Consider the following 16,096-nt stretch of genomic DNA (forward strand, 5'->3'; position numbering starts at 1 on the left):
AGAGAGCCCTCTCCCGTATCGCATCTTTCGATGCGATACGACCTCCCCCGCAAGCGGGGGAGGTGAGGACCGCCCGCGGACGGAGATCGAACCTGCTAAGAGCAGCGTTGCTGATGGTTCTGGCGACCGCCGCAGCGCCCGCACACGCGTTCGTCGCCTACGTCTCGAACGAAAAGAGCAACACGGTCTCGGTGATCGACACCGACAGCTGGACGGTGACCAAGACCATCAAGGTCGGCCAGCGCCCGCGGGGCATCGATTTCACGCGCGACGGCAAGTTCGTGATGGTCGCGGTCGGCGACGACGACACCATCCAGGTCATCGACGCCAAGACGCAAAGCGTGGTGGACAGCTTGCCCTCCGGGCCCGATCCCGAGCTGTTCGCGCAGGATGCCGCCGGCAAGATCCTCTATGTCGCCAACGAGAACGACAACACGGTGACCGTGATCGATCTCGAGAAGCGCGCACGCCTCGGCGACATCCAGGTCGGCGTCGAGCCCGAGGGCATGACCATCAGCCCCGACGGCAAAACGCTGATCAACACGTCCGAGACGACCAACATGGCGCACTTCATCGACACCGCCTCGCGCCAGATCGTCGCCAACGTGCTGGTCGACGCCCGCCCGCGCTTCGCCGAGTTCAAGCATGACAGTTCGGAACTGTGGGTATCCTCAGAGATCGGCGGGACCGTGTCGATCATCGATCCCAGGAAGCACGAGGTGATCGGCAAGGTCACCTTCGAGATCCCGGGCCTGCGGAAAGAGGCGATCCAGCCCGTCGGCATCGGCATGACCAAGGACGACAAGACCGCCTTCATCGCGCTCGGCCCCGCCAATCGCATCGCCGTCGTCGATGTCGCCTCGCGCAAGGTGACGAAATACCTGCTGGTCGGGCAGCGCGTCTGGCACGTGGCGTTCACGCCGGATGAAAAGTACCTGCTCACCACCAATGGCGTGTCGAACGACGTCTCGGTCATCGACGTCGCCGCGCAAAAAGTGATCAAGACCATCCAGGTGGGCGAACTGCCCTGGGGCGTCACGATCGCGCCATGACCAGCCCTGCCCCGATCGCCGAACCACACGACGACGCACCAAGGCCTGATCCCGCCGCCGCGCCGGCGCTGGCGATCGACGGCGTCAGCCACGCCTATGGGCCGCGCCGCGCGCTGATGGACGTCTCCTTCACTGTCCAGCCCGCGAGCTTCACTGCGCTGCTTGGGCTGAACGGCGCCGGCAAGAGCACGCTGTTCTCGCTCGTCACGCGCCTGTTCGGCATCCAGTCCGGCCGGGTCGCCATCTTCGGCCATGACATCAGCAAGAGCCCCGGCGAGGCGCTGCGGCTGTTAGGGGTCGTGTTCCAGCCGCGTACGCTCGATCTCGATTTGTCGCTGACGCAGAACCTGCTCTATCACGCCGCCCTGCACGGCATCAGCCGCCGCGAGGCCGCCGCGCGCAGCGCCGAGCTGCTCGGCCGCATCGGGCTCGAAGAGCGCGTCGGCAGCAAGGTCCGCGACCTCTCCGGCGGCCAGATGCGGCGGCTGGAGATTGCGCGGGCGCTGCTGCACCGGCCGCGGCTGCTGTTGCTGGACGAGCCGACGGTCGGCCTGGACGTCAAGGCGCGCGCCGACATCATCAGCCATGTTCGCCAGCTCGTGACCGAGCAGGGCATCGGGGTGCTCTGGGCCACGCACCTGTTCGACGAGATCAATCCCGGTGACGATCTCGTGGTGCTGCACCAGGGCAAGGTGCTGGCGAAGGGGCCGATGAGCCGCGTCATCGCGGAGGCCGGCGCGCAGGACGTCAACACCGCCTTCATGCGCCTGACCGGCGCGCAAGTGATGCCGGGAGGCGGCGCATGAGCAGCATCACCACGCGTGACACCCCGCGCGGCTTCTCGGTCCAGGAGTACCTGACCTGCCTCACCGGCATCGTCTGGCGCGAGGGGCTGCGCTTCCTGCATCAGCGCGAGCGCTTCGTCTCGGCGCTGGTGCGCCCGCTGGTGTGGCTGTTCATCTTCGCCGCCGGCTTCCGCCAGGTGCTCGGCATCTCCATCATCCCGCCGTACGAGACCTACATCCTCTACGAGGTCTATATCGCGCCTGGGCTGATGGCGATGATCCAGCTCTTCAACGGCATGCAATCCTCGCTCTCGATGGTCTATGACCGCGAGATGGGCAACATGCGCACGCTCCTGGTGAGCCCGCTGCCGCGCGGATTCCTGTTGTTCTGCAAGCTGCTCGCAGGCACCGCGGTGTCGCTGCTCCAGGTCTACGCATTCCTGCTGATCGCCTGGCTCTGGGACATCACCCCGCCAGCCTCGGGCTATCTCACCGTGCTGCCGGCGCTGATCCTGTCCGGGCTGATGCTGGGCTCGCTCGGCATGCTGATCTCCTCGGGCATCAAGCAGCTGGAAAACTTCGCCGGTGTGATGAACTTCGTGATCTTCCCGATGTTCTTCGCCTCCTCCGCGCTCTACCCGCTCTGGCGGGTGCAGGAGGGCAGCCCTTATCTGTACTATCTCTGCGAGGCCAATCCGTTCACCCATGCGGTCGAGCTGATCCGCTTCGCGCTGTACGGGCAGATCAACTGGATCTCGTTGGCGGTGGTGGCAAGCTGCACAATCGTCTTCATGGTCGGAGCGATTTTGGCCTATGATCCCTCGCGCGGGCTGGCGCGACGCGGGCCTGCGGGAGGCGAAGGATGAAGGTCTGGCTCCTGGCTGCCCTGGTGATCGCGCTGTCCGGCACGACCGCGCGCGCGGCCGATCCGCGCTATCCGGACTGGCCCTGTACCCAAGCCAAGGTGCCGGAGATCTCGCTGGCCGCCGTGTGGGCCGGTCCGCCGCTCGACGATGTCCAGAACAAATGGAAGGACGACGCCAAGGTCAGCGCGCTGGTCGCAAAATTGGCGGCGCGCAAGACGCCGCTGGACGAGGCCGAGAAATCGGTGAAGGAGTTTCTGGCCGCCTCCGGTTCCGACAAGACGGCGAATGCGAAGCTGCTATTTGCCGGTCTGTTCGACACGCTCAATGCTCAGCGCTCGCAGGTCATGAACGGGCTCGAACGCGTCAGCCGGAAGCAGCGCGAGGCCGCCGACAAGATTCGCGAGGAAACGCTCCAACTCCACACCCTGCAAGGCGCGACACCCCGCGACGAGGCCAAGGTCGAGGCGCTCAGCAACGAGCTGATCTGGAAGACCCGTATCTTCGAGGACCGCACCAAGGTGGTGCGCTTCGTCTGCGAGGTTCCAACCACGATCGACCAGCGCCTGTTCGCGCTCGGCCGCGTGATCCAGCAGGAAATGGAATAGCGGCAGCCTCGCTGACGGCTTTCGCGCAAGTTCCGCAATCGTTAACCTTTTCCCGAGCTATCTGCCGGAACCAAATCGATCCAGGATGCCTTGTCGAAGTGAACCCCATACCTCGGGAGGCCTCGATGGGAACAACGAAATTCATCCTCGCGGGCGCTGCGGCCCTTAGCTTGCTCACATCCAGCGCATTTGCCGAAGATATGACCGGAACGATCACGCGGATCGACCGTCTCAACGGCACGATCTCGATCCAACAGATGCAGAAGGGTACGGTCGGCGCCAGCGCTGGCAGCGCCGGCGCGCTCCAGGAGTACAAAACCAAGGATGCCGCGATGCTGGATGCCGTTCATGCCGGCGACAGGGTGAACTATACGGCCACCGAGACGAACGGCACCGGCACGCTGACGAAGCTGCAGAAACAGAAGTAACAGCACTGCGCTTGACCTCTCTCCGCTTGCGGAGAGAGGAAGCGTATCTTCGCCTGACCATTATTGCTCGGGTCGCGGCTCCGGCTGCGCGTCATCGGTCGGAAGCTTCGCGCGCTCCCAGCCGTCGGTGCCGTCGGGGTACCAGGCGACGCTGGAGTAGCCGTAAGCCAGCGCACGCTTGGCGGCGTTCCAGGACATCCAGCAATCGGCGAGGCAATAGATCACGAGCAATGCGGCCTTGTTGCCGCGCGAGGCGCGCGCGAGGCCGCGCTGGAGATAGTCATCCATGGCGGGCGGCAGCGTGCCGTAGCCGGTGTCAGGCAGCCAGATGCTGCCCGGAATGTTTCTGCGCGGCGCATCGCGCCACACCGTGCCCTCGGGAAGGTTCTTCGGCTTCGGCGGCCGCGGCAGGACGTCGACGAAGGTGCCGCTGTTCGCGCGCCAGACCGCCTCCGCCTCCTCGGTCGTCAGCACGCGCGCGCCGGCAAGCGTCGCCGGCACCGGCGCGCGATAATTGTCGGTGCGATAGCCTTCGGGCTCGAACGGCTCTTGCTGCTGCGCCAACGCCGGTGCCACGAGCAGAGCAACGACGATCACAGCGGCAAGCGGCCGTCTCATGGCGTTTTCTTGGCCGCCTCCGCGCCGAGCGGCCGGTCGCTCTCGTCCAGCAGCGGTACGCCGAAATCGAGCAGGATCTTGTTGATCTCGCCCTGGTTCTCCTGGATCACCTTGTTGAGCTGCCGCTTCCAGTTCTGGTCGGCAGGGCGCACGCCCATGCCGATGCGATAGACCAGCTTCGGCCCGGTGGTTTCCTTCACGAGCGGCGTGACATGGAGCGAAGAGCCGGCCTTCTTCGCATAGTAGCCGGCCATCGGTCCCCACAACACGCCGGCGTCGATCTTGCCGGCGGCGAGGTCATCGATCATCGCTTTCGCCGAATTGTCGAAGCGCGTGTCGATCATCAGCGGATAGGGCTTTGCATCGCCCATCAGGCCGGCCAGCGCCATGTTGGTCGCCGGCGGCGTGCCGGCGACGATGCCGACATGCTTGCCCTTCAACCTGGGGTCCTCGAGCGTGTCGACGTCCTCGAGCCCGCTGCCATCCTTCGCGACCAGCGCATAGCTCGTGCGGTAGTAGGGATTGGTGCCCTGCACAAGGTCGTCACCTTGCGGGAAGCCCATGATGACGTCGCAGCGATGCGCACCCAGCGTCATCCGCACGAAACCGGTGGCCTGCGGAAAGAAGACGTAGTCGAGCTTCTTCTGGAGCTTGTCCGCAAGAAATTCGGCGAGCTTGTTCTCAAAGCCCTCGCCCTTCTCGTTGGAAAACGGCAGATTGCGCGGATCGGCGCAGACGCGCAGCACCTTGGGATCGACCAGTTCGAATGAGAGATCGCCGCTGTCCTTGGTCTGCGCGACGGCGACATCGCCGAACGCACAGGATGCGACCACGACCCATAGTGAAAACAACCAGCGACGATGTCGTCCGGCCTCCGTCATCGCGCTTCCTCCTCGTTTTGGTTGGATGTTATCCATGCAACGCATGATGCGCCACGTATGCCAACTTTGTGCTGGCTTGCTTTGTGCAGTGCATAAAAACCCTTTGAACTGAGGCAGAAAAGTGTCTCGCATCGCTCTGATGATCGCAGCCTTGTCCCTGCTCCGGGCAACGCTAGCATGCGCCTGGGCCGCCGAATTGCCTGTGAGCGAAGTCGCACCGGGAATCTTCATACACTCCGGGACTATCGCCCTGATGACCCGCGAGAACGAAGGTGACATCGCCAATGTCGGCTTCATCGTCGGCGATGAGGCCGTGGCCGTGATCGACACCGGCGGCAGCTTTCGTGAGGGCGAGGCGCTGCTGGCCGCCGTGCGGGCCCGCACCCCCAAGCCGATCCGTTATGTTATCAACACCCACGGCCATCCCGATCATGTCTTCGGCAATGCCGCCTTTGTTGCGGAGGGGCCGAGCTTCGTCGGCCATAGCAGGCTGCCGCAGGCGCTCGCGACGCGTGGGCCGTTCTACCTCGACAATTTCCGTCGCATCATGGGCGGCGAGCTGATCGATCCCGTCAAGATCATTGCCCCTACCCTGCTCGTGACCGACACGATGACCCTCGATCTCGGGTCGCGCCGCCTGAGCTTGCGTGCCTGGCCGGCCGGACACAGCGACAGTGACTTGATCGTGTACGACGAGACGACCAGCACCCTGTTCGCGGGCGACCTCGTCTTTCTCCGCCACATTCCAGTCATGGACGGCAGCATCCGCGGCTGGCTCGAGACATTGAAGCGGCTTGAGGCCATCCCGGCGCTCCGCGTCGTTCCCGGTCACGGCCCCGTGAGCGACTGGCCTGCGGCGCTGATCGATGAACGGCGCTACCTGTCAACGCTGCTGTCCGACGTCCGCACGTTGAACAAAAACGGCGAGCCGATCCGAGCCGCCGCGGACAAGGCGGCCGCGTCGGAACGGCCGCATTGGCAGCTGTTCGACGATTACAACGCCCGCAACGCAACTGCAGCATTCTCTGAAATTGAATGGGAGTAGCGGGCGCGCTAGGCTGTGCCTAACGATTGTTTCGTCCGCGCGGGATCATGACCATGACGGGATGCACACGCCGCCAGACCCTCACCGCCCTGCTTCTCGGCCTCGCTTTCGCGATGCCGGCGCAGGCGGAAGAGGCCTACGATCCCTGGCCCGGCCTGGTGCAGGACATCTTCAAGAGCCGTCCGATGAATGACGGCAGCGCCGTCATCGGCATCGAGATGCCGTATCGCGCCGAGGACGCGGCCATCGTGCCGGTGACCCTGCGCAGCAAGCTGTCGCCCGGCGATGCGCGGCGCATCCGTTCGATCACGCTGGTGATCGACCGCAATCCCGCGCCGATGGCGGCGAAGTTCGAACTCGGGCCGGATGCCAATGTCACGGAGATATCGACGCGCGTGCGCGTCAACAACTACACCGATGTCCACGCGGTCGCCGAGCTCAGCGACGGTCAGCTCTATGTGTCCAAGACTTACGTGAAAGCCTCCGGCGGCTGCTCGGCACCGGCGGGCAAGAACGTCGAGGAAGCCAGGAACCGGCTCGGCCAGATGCGCTATCGCCAGTTCGCACGCGAGGAGGCGCCGTCAAGCCGCGTGCGCGAGGCGCAGGTCATGATCGGCCATCCCAACAATTCCGGGCTGCAGATGGACCAGGTCACGCAGCTCTATATTCCCGCTTTCTTCATCAACCAGCTGAAGCTGACGCAGGACGACAGCCTCGTGCTGTCGATGGAGGGCGGCATCTCGATCTCGGAGGATCCCAATCTGCGCTTCACGTACGTATCCAACGGCGCCAAGCGTTTCCGCGCGGAAGCAAAGGACACCGACGGGCACGTGTTCCGCAACGAGTGGGATGTGGAGAAGCCGGGAACGTGATAGCGAGCCGTCATTCCGGGGCGGTCCGCAGGACCGAACTCTGGTGCGCAATTGCGCACCTGAGAATCTCGAGATTCCGGGCTCGCGCTTCGCGCGCCCCGGAATGACGGCAGCAAACTAGAAACACCTCACCTCGGCTTCCGCCTGGGCGCGCCTCAAATCGTTCACCGCCGAGTTCGCTTGCTCCGAAGTACGGAACTGGACGCCGAGATTGCCGCGCACTTGCGACATGCTGAGCGCGGTCTCGGCGGTAACATAGCGCTCGTAGGGTATGATCGAAGCCACCACGTCGATCGAACAGGAACATTGCTCGATCGCAGCCCGCGTCTCGCCGGTGGCCTTCATGCAGCCATAGACATACTCCGCGCGCGCCGAGGTGGGATAATCATTGGCCTCCTCGGCCCGTGCCACGCACGCGCTCGCAGCCAGCATCACCAATGCGGCGACAATCGGTCGTAGCTGTCCCGCCAGATTCATGCGCATCCTCCCGCTGGTTGCGACCAAGGCTATGCTATGCGTATTGTCCTGAAAAGCATTCCGTCAGAGGAAACGGCTCACAAGGTGATGAGAGCACTGGGTGTGACGAGGGCATTTGGTCGAACATTGGCGCTCGCAATGACGCTGGCGCTGACGCTCGCCGCGCCCGGCCGCGCCGCGGATGCGATCCGCCTTGCGGTGCAGAAAACCGGAACATTCTCCTGGGAGCTGGCCGCAATCCGAGCGAGCGGTCTCGACAAGGAGGCTGGCCTGTCGCTGGAGGTCACCGAGCTCGCGAGCACCGAGGCCGGCAAGATCGCGATGCGCGCCGGCAGCGCCGACATCATCCTGTCGGACTGGCTGTGGGTGTCGCGCGAGCGTGCGCTGGGCGCCAAGCTCACTTTCTATCCCTATTCGAGCGCGTTGGGCGCAGTGATGGTGCCGGCGGCTTCTCCAATCAAGACGCTCGCCGACCTCAAGGGCCGCAAGCTCGCCGTCGCCGGCGGGGCGATCGACAAGAGCTGGCTGCTGCTCCAGGCGCGCATGAAGCAGGACGGGATCGACCTGAAGTCGGAGGCAACCATCGCCTATGGCGCCCCGCCCTTGATCGCCGCGAAGGCGCTCGACGGCGAGATGGATGCGAGCCTCAATTTCTGGAATTTCTGTGCCCAGCTCGAAGCCAAGGGCTTTCGCCGCCTCGCCGGCATCGAGGACATCCTGCCGAAGCTCGGCGCCAAGGGTGCTGTCTCCGCCGTCGGCTATGTCTTCGACGAGAGCTGGGCCGCCAGCCATCGGGACGCCGTGGCGCGCTTCATCGCGATGACCCGCAAGGCCAAAGAGCTGCTGGCGACCTCGGACGCGGCCTGGGACAAGGTCGCTCCGCTCACCGGCACCAGCGATCCGGCCGTGCTCAAGACCTACCGCGACCGCTACCGCGACGGCATTCCGCGCCGGAGCATCGACGACGAGGAGAAGGACGCACGCGTGCTCTACCGCGTGCTGGCCGAGATCGGCGGCCGCGATCTCGTTGGCCCTGCGGCCGAGCTCGACCCCGGCACGTTCTATCACGCAGTCCCCGGAGACTGAGGTGCTGCGTCTTCTCTCGTTCGCCCTGTTCCTCGCAATCTGGTGGACCGCCGCGCTGTTCGTCGGTGGCGTGAAGTTGCCCTCACCGTCGGCCGTGCTCCAGGTCATGATCGCGGAAGCCTCATCCGGCGCGCTGTTCCTGCATCTCGGAGCCACGCTGGCACGCGTCACGCTCGCCTTCGTGCTGGCGATGTCGCTCGGCAGCGCGATCGGTTACCTGATGGGCCGGGTGAAGCTGGCCGACCGGCTCGGCGATCCCTGGCTGATCCTGCTGCTCAATCTGCCGGCGCTGGTCGTGATCGTGCTGGCCTATATCTGGGCCGGGCTCACCGAGGCCGCCGCGATCGCGGCGATCGCCATCAACAAGCTGCCGACCGCCATCGTCACCTTGCGCGAGGGCGCGCGCGCGCTCGACCGCTCGCTCGACGAGATGGCGAGCGTGTTCGCGATGCCGCGCTGGCGCGCCTTCCGCCACGTCGTGCTGCCGCAGCTTGCGCCCTATATCGCGGCCTCCGCGCGCTCCGGGCTGTCGCTGGTGTGGAAGATTGTGCTGGTCGCCGAGCTCCTGGGTCGTCCGAACGGCGTCGGCTTCGAGATCGGCGTCGCCTTCCAGCTGTTCGACACGCCGCGGCTGCTGGCCTATTCCCTGACCTTCGCCGCCGTTGTACTCGTCATCGAAACCTTGCTGGTGCAGCCGTTCGAAGCCCGCGCAAACCGGTGGCGGCCCCGTGCGGCTTGAGGTCGAGATCACAGGAAAGACCTTCAGGAGTGCCGCGGGCGGAACGCACGAGGTGCTGGCGCCGGTCCAGTTCGCGCTTCAATCCGGCGAGGTCGGTGTGCTGATCGGGCCGTCCGGCTGCGGCAAGAGCACGATGCTGCGCATCATCCTCGGATTGGATCGCGACTTTGCAGGCCGCATTGCGCGACCGCCGGAGGCGCGGATCGGCATGGTGTTCCAGGAGCCGCGCCTGCTGCCGTGGCGCTCGGTCGAGCAGAATGTACGGCTTGCGGCACCGGAGGTTTCCGACGCGAAGCTGTCGGAGCTGTTCCGGATCCTGGAGCTGGAAGCGCATCGCAGCCACTTCCCCGGCGAATTGTCGCTCGGCCTTGCCCGCCGCGTCGCACTGGCCCGTGCCTTCGCGGTCGAGCCCGACCTCCTGGTGCTCGACGAGCCCCTCGCCTCGCTCGACGACGCGCTCGCCGGCCGTCTGCGCGACGAGATCGCAACGCTGGTCGCGAGCCGTCCGATGATGACGCTGCTCGTCACCCACAGTCTCGACGATGCGATCCGGCTCGGCGACCGGCTGTTCCTGTTGTCGCCGCGCCCCGCGCGGATCATGCAGGAGGTGCCGATCGCCATCCCCCGCGCCGCGCGCAGCGAAGCCGAGATTGCGGCGATCAGGACCGAGCTTGGGCGGCGCATCCAAGCGGAACAGGGCGACGTTCACGCCGGGCGGGATGTCTCATAGGCAACCGCGCGAGGCCCGTGCTAAATTGGGGCGCAGCGGAGTCTGCTGATGAAGCGAAGGATCGCCCTGACGGCACTTGGCCTTGCTCTGCTTGCGACAACGACGCGCGCGCAGGACATGATGCGCGATCTCGATCTGACATCACCCGCCATGGTCTCCGCCGAGATGAGCCGGCAGGATGTCGAGGCCGCGCTGGCCAAAGCGAGCGCCGGCGCACCCGCCGATTTGACCGGCAAGCGGTTATCGGGGCTCGATCTCAGTGGTCTCGACCTGACCAACGCAATTCTCCGTGCGGCACGGCTCAACAAGACGAAACTCGTCGGTGCTCGGCTTGATGGGGCGATCCTCGATCAGGCGTGGCTGCTGGATGCAGATCTCACGGACGCGAGCCTGAAGGGCGCCAATTTGTTCGCGTCACAGATGGCACGTGCTCGCCTCGACGGCGCCGATCTGACCGGTGCGCGCATCACGGCAGATCTCACCGGCGCGAGCATGGTCGGCACGTCGATCGCGGATGCGCATCTCGGTGCCGACATGCGCAACCAGTCGATGGGGCTGATGCGCGCGGTGCTGAGATCCGCCAATATGGAACGGCTGAACGCGCGCAACGCCGATTTGTCACGCGTCGACCTTGAATTCGCGGTCCTCAGGCGCGCCGACCTGAGCGGTGCATCGCTGAAAAACGCCCAACTCGGCGGAGCCGATCTGACCGGCGCCATCGTCATCGACGCCGATTTCGACGGCGCCGATCTCGCTTCGGCGAAGCTGATCGCGCCGAACGGCCTTGACCGCGCCAAGAATTTCGACAAGGCAAAGAACCGCGAACGCCTGATCAGGGAATGACGGCGCGCCTGTGGGAGGACTGCTTGATGCGTTGGGTTCTGGCATTGATCGCGTTGACGCTTGCCGGCGACGCCGCCGCGCAGGCCAAGGGCAAGGGCATAAGGCTCTGGAACCTGACGGCGGAGACGATCTCCGGTTTCCAGCTCGCGCCGGCCGGCAAGACCGACTGGGGTCCGAACCAGTGCCTGAACGACAAGGACAAGGAGGTCGACCACGACGAGCGGCTGCGCATCACCGGTGTCGAGCCCGGCCGCTATGACGCCAAGGTCAGCTATCCCGATGCGCGGCAGTGCATCGTCCGCGACATCGAGATCAAGGCGGACGCCGTGTTCTCGATCGCCGACAAGGATCTGAAGGACTGCACGAAGTAGCGCGGGCGCCCTATGCCCGGTCGTTCGGGTGTGGATATTCGCAGCGCCACCGCACCGCCTGCCACTTCGGATGCTCGCCGATCCATTGCGCGATATAGGGCGGCGCGGCCATCACGCATTGGCGGGGCGACCCGGAATAGTTGAACACCAGATGCTGCTCCTCGCAGGTCGCTGGCGAGAGCACCGCACACACAGTCACCACCAGGTCGATCGGGTTCATGCCAGTATCCTCTCGCAAGGGGCGCTGGAGATTAGCACGAAAGATTACGTTGCAAGGAGGGGGAAGTTTCAGGCGGACGTGAGGAATGGCGATGGGAACTGCCTACACCCCGGTGCACTGGCGACGCAAAACGCCGAATTCTCCAGAGGTCATGCCCGTGCTTGTCCCCGGCCATGACGATCTCGCAGCTAGAAGTTGATCCCGAATACCATCCGGGCCTGGTGCCGCTCGAAATTGACGAGGTCGAGATTGCCGCCCGATCCGGCCGGGCGTCCCCAAGCCTGCATGCTCCAGCTCAAGGTCAGCCGCGAGCGCTCGGATAGCTGAAAATATGCGGTGGGGCCGACGAACAGGGCCTGGCCTGAAAATTCTCCGAGGCCGATCCCCTCATATTGCCGGAAATAGCGCAACTCGCCACCGAGCAGCACATTCGGCCGCACGCGCGCCAAGCCAGCAAACGCGGCGCCGATCGTTGAGCTCTTCTCGGATTTTCCTCCAACCTCGAGGCGCGCCCATTCCGGTTGATAGATCAGGTTGAGGGCGCCGATGGCGAAGTTCGGGATCAGTTCGCGGTCGAAGGCCAGCGTGAACTCGGTGCCGTACATTCGCCCTTTGGCGCCGCTGGTCTCGTCAATGCGGTCGCCGTGCAGCTCGGCAGCGATAGTAAGGCCGAATGGCGCCCGGTCGCGATCCAGCAGGCGGTAGCGCAGGTCGAGCGAGGCGCCCTGGAAGTTGAACTGGCGGCGGTCGTCGATATCAGGGACGCCCGTGATGTCGTGCAAGCTGGCGGTGCCGCCGACCTCGATACGAAAATTCGGCAGTGGCACCAACTCGATCTCGACCTCGTGCTCGAGCGCGCGATACGCCGCCCCGCCTTTGCCGAAGCGCCCTGTCGTTTGGGTCTGGAATTCGCGCTCGCCGACATTGCCGACATCGGTGCCGATCAAGAAGCCGAAAATATGCTCGGTATCAAAGCCTTCTTCGGCGCTGCCGCGCGCCGGCGCCAGCACGATCGCGCACCCGATCACCATCCAGAACTTACAGGTTCTGCCGCCCATCCCGTGCCCCGAAGGCGCGCCGCTGTGATGCGGCAGCAACGCTCACCGAGCATCAGCGTAGCACACTGCGGCAGAGCACGGTCGAGATTTTGCACGGTCGAGCTTTTGGTCGAGAGGTCGAAGCCTGTGCACGTGCCGCCTCGCGTCCATCGCGAACCACGATGAGGCTATGCGGAAATCCGACACTGCCGCGGCTTCGACGGCACTCGCCATCGAAGCCGCGGCAGGTCGTCAGGCCTACTTGCGCGAAGCGCAGGCGTACATGTTGATTTCCATGCCGACCGGCACTTCCACGATCTTCGGAGCTTTCCAAGCCATTCGGGTCTCCCAAGGTATTGAGCGCGACATCGCGCAGCGCAAAACGTAGGGCTGCGTCAGGTGCAGTTCAAGCCTGGATTCGACTGCCGAACTCGTCTGTGTCGATTCTTCGCGGCTGCATTTCTCTCTCGGACAACGCCAGTTCCCTCTTGGTCAAACACGACCAGCGAGACAACAACTTGTGCAACGCACCGCGCGCCTAATCGACACCGGTGCCGTCAGCAGCCCTTGTCGGCCATTTCGGTATTCGGCTTGGCGCCTTCGGCGCGCTGGGCCGCGGTCGGCTCACTCTGCATTTGCCGCTGCGCATCCTCGGAGGAAGCCGGCGTGTCACCGCTTGCACGATTCATCGTGCTGGTCGGCGGATGCTGGCTGGTATCACCCGTTGAACTGGACGAGTGCGATTGAGCGGAGCCCACGGTGACCGGACCAGAGCCAGCATCCTTGTCGGTGCTGGCGCTACCGGTGTTGCACGGGCCGGCGACGGCAACGCCGGCGCTCAATGTCAGGATGGCGCAGGCGGCAAGAACGGAACGTTTTGTGTTCATCTGCATCTCCTCTTCGCCCGCCACGCAGCCCCGGCGCCAGGCAGGACATTGCAGAGAAAACAGGCCGAGCAGCCCGATGTTCCCAAGCGTCAGGCCGGAATGATCGCAAACACTGCCCTCGTCAGGTCAGTTCCGATTGCCCCTCTCACCGTAACAATCGCAGCAGGGTGCGGCCCGCGCGCGAGTTCAGCTCCTTCGCATCCAGCGTTCCGTCCTTGTCGGGATTTGCCGCGTTGAAGCGTTGCTCGACCACAGACAGATATTCGTCGAGCGTAAGCGTCCCGTCGCGGTCAGGATCGGCGGCGGCGAGCTCTTTCGCCGACAACCGTCCGCGCAATTCGCGCGCATCAAGCGTGCCGTCACGATCGGGATCGAGCTTTGCGAACATTGCGGCGGCCGCCTTCTTCACCTCCGCAAGATCGAGCGTGCCGTCATTGTCGGTGTCGAACAACTTGACCGCGTTGCCAGAGGCCGACCACGCCGGACCGGCTGACAATGCAATCGTAAGCGAAAGGGCAAGGGCAATTGAACGACGCGAAATCATCTAGACCTCCCTGACGATGAGCCCCGAATCGACGGGGACAGAAACGACATAAATCCGCAAGCGGGCCTTGGTTCAAGTCCGGACTTGCAACTTGCGCGCGCCACAACCCGGGAGAACCCGGCCGTGCGCCCGGCGCGCCTGCACCCCGGGACTGCTTCGTACCGCGGAATTTTCTCAGCGTCTCCGCACAAGTGGAAGTGGTTTCGTAAGGTTTCCGTAAGGCGACCGACACCCCGCGTCCAACGATATCGACACGGCACTTACGACTTTCGTATTGACGTGTTTTGCTTTCAGGCGGAGTGTTGCAATCGCAGCGTCAAAAGGCGCGCATATTGGGAGGAACGGATGAAACGCTTTGCGATGGCCGCAGGCCTCGTCATGCTTGCGTCAACCTGTGCAAATGCACAAACCACCGAGCAGCTGGTCAAGGGTGCGACCGACACGTCGAACGTTCTCAATTATGGAATGGGCTACAATCTCCAGCGGTTCTCGACGCTGAACCAGATCAACAAGGATACGGTCAAGAACCTCGTCCCGATCTGGAATTACAGCTTCAATGACGATCGTAGCGAGGAATCCCAGCCCATTGTCTATCAGGGCGTCATCTACGTGACCTCGCACAATGCCACCATGGCCGTCGATGCCAAGACCGGCAAGCAGATCTGGAAGAGCAAGATCGAGTATCCCGCCGAGACGCCGAGAATCGTCTGCTGCGGCATCATCAACCGTGGCGTCGCGATCCATGAAGGTAAGCTGTTCCGTACGACGCTCGATGCGAACGTGATTGCAATCGACGCGAAGAACGGCAAGGAGCTGTGGCGACAGAAGGCGGCCGACATCAAGGAAGGCTATTCGATGACGGTGGCCCCGCTGGTTGCCGACGGCGTCGTCATCACCGGCGTCTCCGGCGCCGAGTTCGGCACCCGCGGCTTCATCGACGGCTGGGATCCGGCGACGGGCAAGCACCTCTGGCGCACCCACTCGATCCCCTCGCCGGACGAGCCCGGCGGCGACACCTGGAAGGGCGACACCTGGAAGCTCGGCGGCGGCTCGACCTGGATCACGGGCTCTTACGACCCCGAGCTGAACACGGTCTATTGGGGCATCGGCAATCCCGGCCCGTTCAATTCGGCGGTGCGCCCCGGCGACAATCTCTACACCTGCTCCGTGCTGGCGATGGATCCCAAGACCGGCAAGATCAAGTGGCACTACCAGTTCTCGCCGAACAATCCGTTCGACTACGACGCCGTGGCCGAGATGGTGCTCGCCGATGTGAACGTCGAGGGCAAGCCGACCAAGACGCTGATGAATGCCAACCGCAACGGCTTCTTCTACGTGCTCGACCGCACCAACGGGAAGCTGCTCGCGGCCAATCCGTACGTGAAGGTCAACTGGGCGACCGGGATCGACATGAAGACCGGGCGTCCGATCGAGACCGACGTTTCCAAGGACGCGCGCGAGGGCAAGAAAGTGACGGTCTATCCGTCCATCCTCGGCGGCAAGAATTGGGAGCCGATGTCGTTCAATCCGCAGACCGGCCTCGCCTATGCCAACACGCTCAACTTCGGCGGCAAGTACAAGGCGGAGCCCGTCACCTTCAAGCAGGGTGAATGGTATCTCGGCATGGACCTGACCGATCCCTGGGAGTTCGGGGACGGACCGCGCGGCCACCTCAAGGCCATCGACCCCATGACCGGCAAGTCGAAATGGGAAGCGCCGAGCGACATTCCGCGCTTCTCGGGCGTGCTGTCGACGGCCGGGGGCGTCGTGTTCTCGGGCGCACTGACCGGTGAGTTCGAGGCCTTCGACGCCGATACCGGCAAGAAGCTCTGGCAATTCCAGACCGGGTCCGGCATCGAGGGACAGCCGGTGACATGGCAGCAGGATGGCGTGCAGTATGTTGCTGTGACGAGCGGCTACGGCGGCGTCTACTCGTTGTTCTCCGGCGACGAACGGCTTGCCAAGGTGCCTCCCGGCGGCTCGCTCTGGGTCTTTGCGGTCAAGCAATAA

At 64.3% G+C, this 16,096-nt stretch carries 21 protein-coding genes; 13 read left to right on the plus strand and 8 right to left on the minus strand.

The features are described from left to right. The first annotated feature begins 113 nt into the window (after nucleotides 1-113). The 5 genes from ABIA42_RS21845 to ABIA42_RS21865 all read left to right on the plus strand — a co-directional run bounded on the left by ABIA42_RS21845 (nucleotide 114) and on the right by ABIA42_RS21865 (nucleotide 3,736). Entirely contained in the window at nucleotides 114-1,052 is a 939-nt protein-coding gene (locus ABIA42_RS21845; RefSeq protein ID WP_370121308.1) for a YVTN family beta-propeller repeat protein, read from the plus strand. Then, on the plus strand, nucleotides 1,049-1,858 hold the full coding sequence (locus ABIA42_RS21850) for an ABC transporter ATP-binding protein (RefSeq protein ID WP_370121305.1): 810 nt from the start codon (nucleotides 1,049-1,051) through the stop codon (nucleotides 1,856-1,858). The genes ABIA42_RS21845 and ABIA42_RS21850 overlap by 4 nt, the downstream gene beginning before the upstream one ends. Beyond that, nucleotides 1,855-2,703 carry an ABC transporter permease gene (locus ABIA42_RS21855; RefSeq protein WP_370121302.1) on the plus strand — a complete coding sequence of 283 codons (849 nt, stop codon included), beginning with the start codon at nucleotides 1,855-1,857 and terminating at the stop codon, nucleotides 2,701-2,703. The genes ABIA42_RS21850 and ABIA42_RS21855 overlap by 4 nt, the downstream gene beginning before the upstream one ends. Next, nucleotides 2,700-3,308 (plus strand): hypothetical protein, encoded by a 609-nt coding sequence (locus ABIA42_RS21860; protein ID WP_271533469.1) that lies wholly within the window; start codon nucleotides 2,700-2,702, stop codon nucleotides 3,306-3,308. The genes ABIA42_RS21855 and ABIA42_RS21860 overlap by 4 nt, the downstream gene beginning before the upstream one ends. A 125-nt stretch (nucleotides 3,309-3,433) precedes the next feature. Beyond that, nucleotides 3,434-3,736, plus strand: coding sequence for a copper-binding protein (locus tag ABIA42_RS21865; RefSeq protein WP_370121299.1), 303 nt, complete (start codon nucleotides 3,434-3,436; stop codon nucleotides 3,734-3,736). Between the two features lie 60 nt (nucleotides 3,737-3,796). Here ABIA42_RS21865 and ABIA42_RS21870 read toward each other — a convergent pair whose 3' ends face one another. Then, nucleotides 3,797-4,354, minus strand: coding sequence for a PQQ-dependent catabolism-associated CXXCW motif protein (locus tag ABIA42_RS21870; RefSeq protein WP_370121296.1), 558 nt, complete (start codon nucleotides 4,352-4,354; stop codon nucleotides 3,797-3,799). Next, a complete protein-coding gene (locus ABIA42_RS21875; RefSeq protein ID WP_370121293.1) occupies nucleotides 4,351-5,235 on the minus strand; it encodes a substrate-binding domain-containing protein in 885 nt (294 codons plus the stop codon). The genes ABIA42_RS21870 and ABIA42_RS21875 overlap by 4 nt, the downstream gene beginning before the upstream one ends. A gap of 121 nt (nucleotides 5,236-5,356) precedes the next feature. Here ABIA42_RS21875 and ABIA42_RS21880 point away from each other — a divergent pair, with 121 nt between their 5' ends. Both ABIA42_RS21880 and ABIA42_RS21885 read left to right on the plus strand, forming a co-directional pair. Further along, complete coding sequence (locus ABIA42_RS21880; protein WP_370121290.1) at nucleotides 5,357-6,280, plus strand: quinoprotein relay system zinc metallohydrolase 2; 924 nt, start codon at nucleotides 5,357-5,359, stop codon at nucleotides 6,278-6,280. Between the two features lie 53 nt (nucleotides 6,281-6,333). After that, nucleotides 6,334-7,152, plus strand: coding sequence for a quinoprotein dehydrogenase-associated SoxYZ-like carrier (locus ABIA42_RS21885; RefSeq protein WP_370121287.1), 819 nt, complete (start codon nucleotides 6,334-6,336; stop codon nucleotides 7,150-7,152). A 117-nt stretch (nucleotides 7,153-7,269) separates the two neighbouring features. Here ABIA42_RS21885 and ABIA42_RS21890 read toward each other — a convergent pair whose 3' ends face one another. Further along, the gene (locus ABIA42_RS21890; RefSeq protein ID WP_370121284.1) at nucleotides 7,270-7,629 is read right to left on the minus strand and encodes a hypothetical protein; all 360 of its coding nucleotides are present in this window, start codon (nucleotides 7,627-7,629) and stop codon (nucleotides 7,270-7,272) included. Between the two features lie 87 nt (nucleotides 7,630-7,716). Between ABIA42_RS21890 and ABIA42_RS21895 the strand changes: the two genes are divergently transcribed. The 5 genes from ABIA42_RS21895 to ABIA42_RS21915 are packed head-to-tail and all read left to right on the plus strand — an operon-like array spanning nucleotide 7,717 to nucleotide 11,398. Further along, entirely contained in the window at nucleotides 7,717-8,715 is a 999-nt protein-coding gene (locus ABIA42_RS21895; protein WP_370121281.1) for an ABC transporter substrate-binding protein, read from the plus strand. 1 nt (nucleotide 8,716) lies between these two features. Then, nucleotides 8,717-9,454 (plus strand): ABC transporter permease, encoded by a 738-nt coding sequence (locus ABIA42_RS21900; RefSeq protein ID WP_370121278.1) that lies wholly within the window; start codon nucleotides 8,717-8,719, stop codon nucleotides 9,452-9,454. Beyond that, complete coding sequence (locus ABIA42_RS21905) at nucleotides 9,444-10,184, plus strand: ABC transporter ATP-binding protein (protein ID WP_271533478.1); 741 nt, start codon at nucleotides 9,444-9,446, stop codon at nucleotides 10,182-10,184. Before ABIA42_RS21900 ends, ABIA42_RS21905 begins: the two co-directional genes overlap by 11 nt. Nucleotides 10,185-10,232: 48 nt before the next feature. Beyond that, nucleotides 10,233-11,027 (plus strand): pentapeptide repeat-containing protein, encoded by a 795-nt coding sequence (locus ABIA42_RS21910; protein ID WP_370121275.1) that lies wholly within the window; start codon nucleotides 10,233-10,235, stop codon nucleotides 11,025-11,027. A gap of 26 nt (nucleotides 11,028-11,053) precedes the next feature. Beyond that, the gene (locus tag ABIA42_RS21915) at nucleotides 11,054-11,398 is read left to right on the plus strand and encodes a hypothetical protein (RefSeq protein ID WP_370121273.1); all 345 of its coding nucleotides are present in this window, start codon (nucleotides 11,054-11,056) and stop codon (nucleotides 11,396-11,398) included. A 10-nt stretch (nucleotides 11,399-11,408) separates the two neighbouring features. Here ABIA42_RS21915 and ABIA42_RS21920 read toward each other — a convergent pair whose 3' ends face one another. The 5 genes from ABIA42_RS21920 to ABIA42_RS21940 all read right to left on the minus strand — a co-directional run bounded on the left by ABIA42_RS21920 (nucleotide 11,409) and on the right by ABIA42_RS21940 (nucleotide 14,086). After that, entirely contained in the window at nucleotides 11,409-11,618 is a 210-nt protein-coding gene (locus ABIA42_RS21920) for a hypothetical protein (protein WP_271533481.1), read from the minus strand. 188 nt (nucleotides 11,619-11,806) lie between these two features. Next, on the minus strand, nucleotides 11,807-12,676 hold the full coding sequence (locus ABIA42_RS21925) for a hypothetical protein (RefSeq protein WP_370121270.1): 870 nt from the start codon (nucleotides 12,674-12,676) through the stop codon (nucleotides 11,807-11,809). A gap of 237 nt (nucleotides 12,677-12,913) precedes the next feature. Then, nucleotides 12,914-12,994 carry a pyrroloquinoline quinone precursor peptide PqqA gene (pqqA, locus tag ABIA42_RS21930; RefSeq protein ID WP_008562446.1) on the minus strand — a complete coding sequence of 27 codons (81 nt, stop codon included), beginning with the start codon at nucleotides 12,992-12,994 and terminating at the stop codon, nucleotides 12,914-12,916. 218 nt (nucleotides 12,995-13,212) lie between these two features. Beyond that, on the minus strand, nucleotides 13,213-13,548 hold the full coding sequence (locus ABIA42_RS21935; protein WP_370157166.1) for a hypothetical protein: 336 nt from the start codon (nucleotides 13,546-13,548) through the stop codon (nucleotides 13,213-13,215). A gap of 139 nt (nucleotides 13,549-13,687) precedes the next feature. After that, nucleotides 13,688-14,086, minus strand: a complete 399-nt coding sequence (locus ABIA42_RS21940; RefSeq protein ID WP_271533483.1) for an EF-hand domain-containing protein — start codon at nucleotides 14,084-14,086, stop codon at nucleotides 13,688-13,690. A 345-nt stretch (nucleotides 14,087-14,431) separates the two neighbouring features. Between ABIA42_RS21940 and ABIA42_RS21945 the strand changes: the two genes are divergently transcribed. Further along, a complete protein-coding gene (locus ABIA42_RS21945) occupies nucleotides 14,432-16,096 on the plus strand; it encodes a methanol/ethanol family PQQ-dependent dehydrogenase (protein ID WP_271533484.1) in 1,665 nt (554 codons plus the stop codon).

It is taken from the genome of Bradyrhizobium sp. USDA 327 (genome assembly GCF_041262065.1).
GTDB lineage: Bacteria > Pseudomonadota > Alphaproteobacteria > Rhizobiales > Xanthobacteraceae > Bradyrhizobium > Bradyrhizobium liaoningense.

Coding starts and splice junctions, on each gene's coding strand:
- ABIA42_RS21910 (WP_370121275.1), top strand. CDS start 10,233: ATGAAGCGAAGGATCGCCCTGACGGCACTTGGCCTTGCTCTGCTTGCG.
- ABIA42_RS21865 (WP_370121299.1), top strand. CDS start 3,434: ATGGGAACAACGAAATTCATCCTCGCGGGCGCTGCGGCCCTTAGCTTG.
- ABIA42_RS21890 (WP_370121284.1), bottom strand. CDS start 7,629: ATGAATCTGGCGGGACAGCTACGACCGATTGTCGCCGCATTGGTGATG.
- ABIA42_RS21870 (WP_370121296.1), bottom strand. CDS start 4,354: ATGAGACGGCCGCTTGCCGCTGTGATCGTCGTTGCTCTGCTCGTGGCA.
- ABIA42_RS21945 (WP_271533484.1), top strand. CDS start 14,432: ATGAAACGCTTTGCGATGGCCGCAGGCCTCGTCATGCTTGCGTCAACC.
- ABIA42_RS21860 (WP_271533469.1), top strand. CDS start 2,700: ATGAAGGTCTGGCTCCTGGCTGCCCTGGTGATCGCGCTGTCCGGCACG.
- ABIA42_RS21850 (WP_370121305.1), top strand. CDS start 1,049: ATGACCAGCCCTGCCCCGATCGCCGAACCACACGACGACGCACCAAGG.
- ABIA42_RS21915 (WP_370121273.1), top strand. CDS start 11,054: ATGCGTTGGGTTCTGGCATTGATCGCGTTGACGCTTGCCGGCGACGCC.
- ABIA42_RS21845 (WP_370121308.1), top strand. CDS start 114: ATGGTTCTGGCGACCGCCGCAGCGCCCGCACACGCGTTCGTCGCCTAC.
- ABIA42_RS21875 (WP_370121293.1), bottom strand. CDS start 5,235: ATGACGGAGGCCGGACGACATCGTCGCTGGTTGTTTTCACTATGGGTC.
- ABIA42_RS21925 (WP_370121270.1), bottom strand. CDS start 12,676: ATGGGCGGCAGAACCTGTAAGTTCTGGATGGTGATCGGGTGCGCGATC.
- ABIA42_RS21940 (WP_271533483.1), bottom strand. CDS start 14,086: ATGATTTCGCGTCGTTCAATTGCCCTTGCCCTTTCGCTTACGATTGCA.
- ABIA42_RS21935 (WP_370157166.1), bottom strand. CDS start 13,548: ATGCAGATGAACACAAAACGTTCCGTTCTTGCCGCCTGCGCCATCCTG.
- ABIA42_RS21855 (WP_370121302.1), top strand. CDS start 1,855: ATGAGCAGCATCACCACGCGTGACACCCCGCGCGGCTTCTCGGTCCAG.
- ABIA42_RS21895 (WP_370121281.1), top strand. CDS start 7,717: ATGAGAGCACTGGGTGTGACGAGGGCATTTGGTCGAACATTGGCGCTC.
- ABIA42_RS21920 (WP_271533481.1), bottom strand. CDS start 11,618: ATGAACCCGATCGACCTGGTGGTGACTGTGTGTGCGGTGCTCTCGCCA.
- pqqA (WP_008562446.1), bottom strand. CDS start 12,994: ATGGCTTGGAAAGCTCCGAAGATCGTGGAAGTGCCGGTCGGCATGGAA.
- ABIA42_RS21885 (WP_370121287.1), top strand. CDS start 6,334: ATGACGGGATGCACACGCCGCCAGACCCTCACCGCCCTGCTTCTCGGC.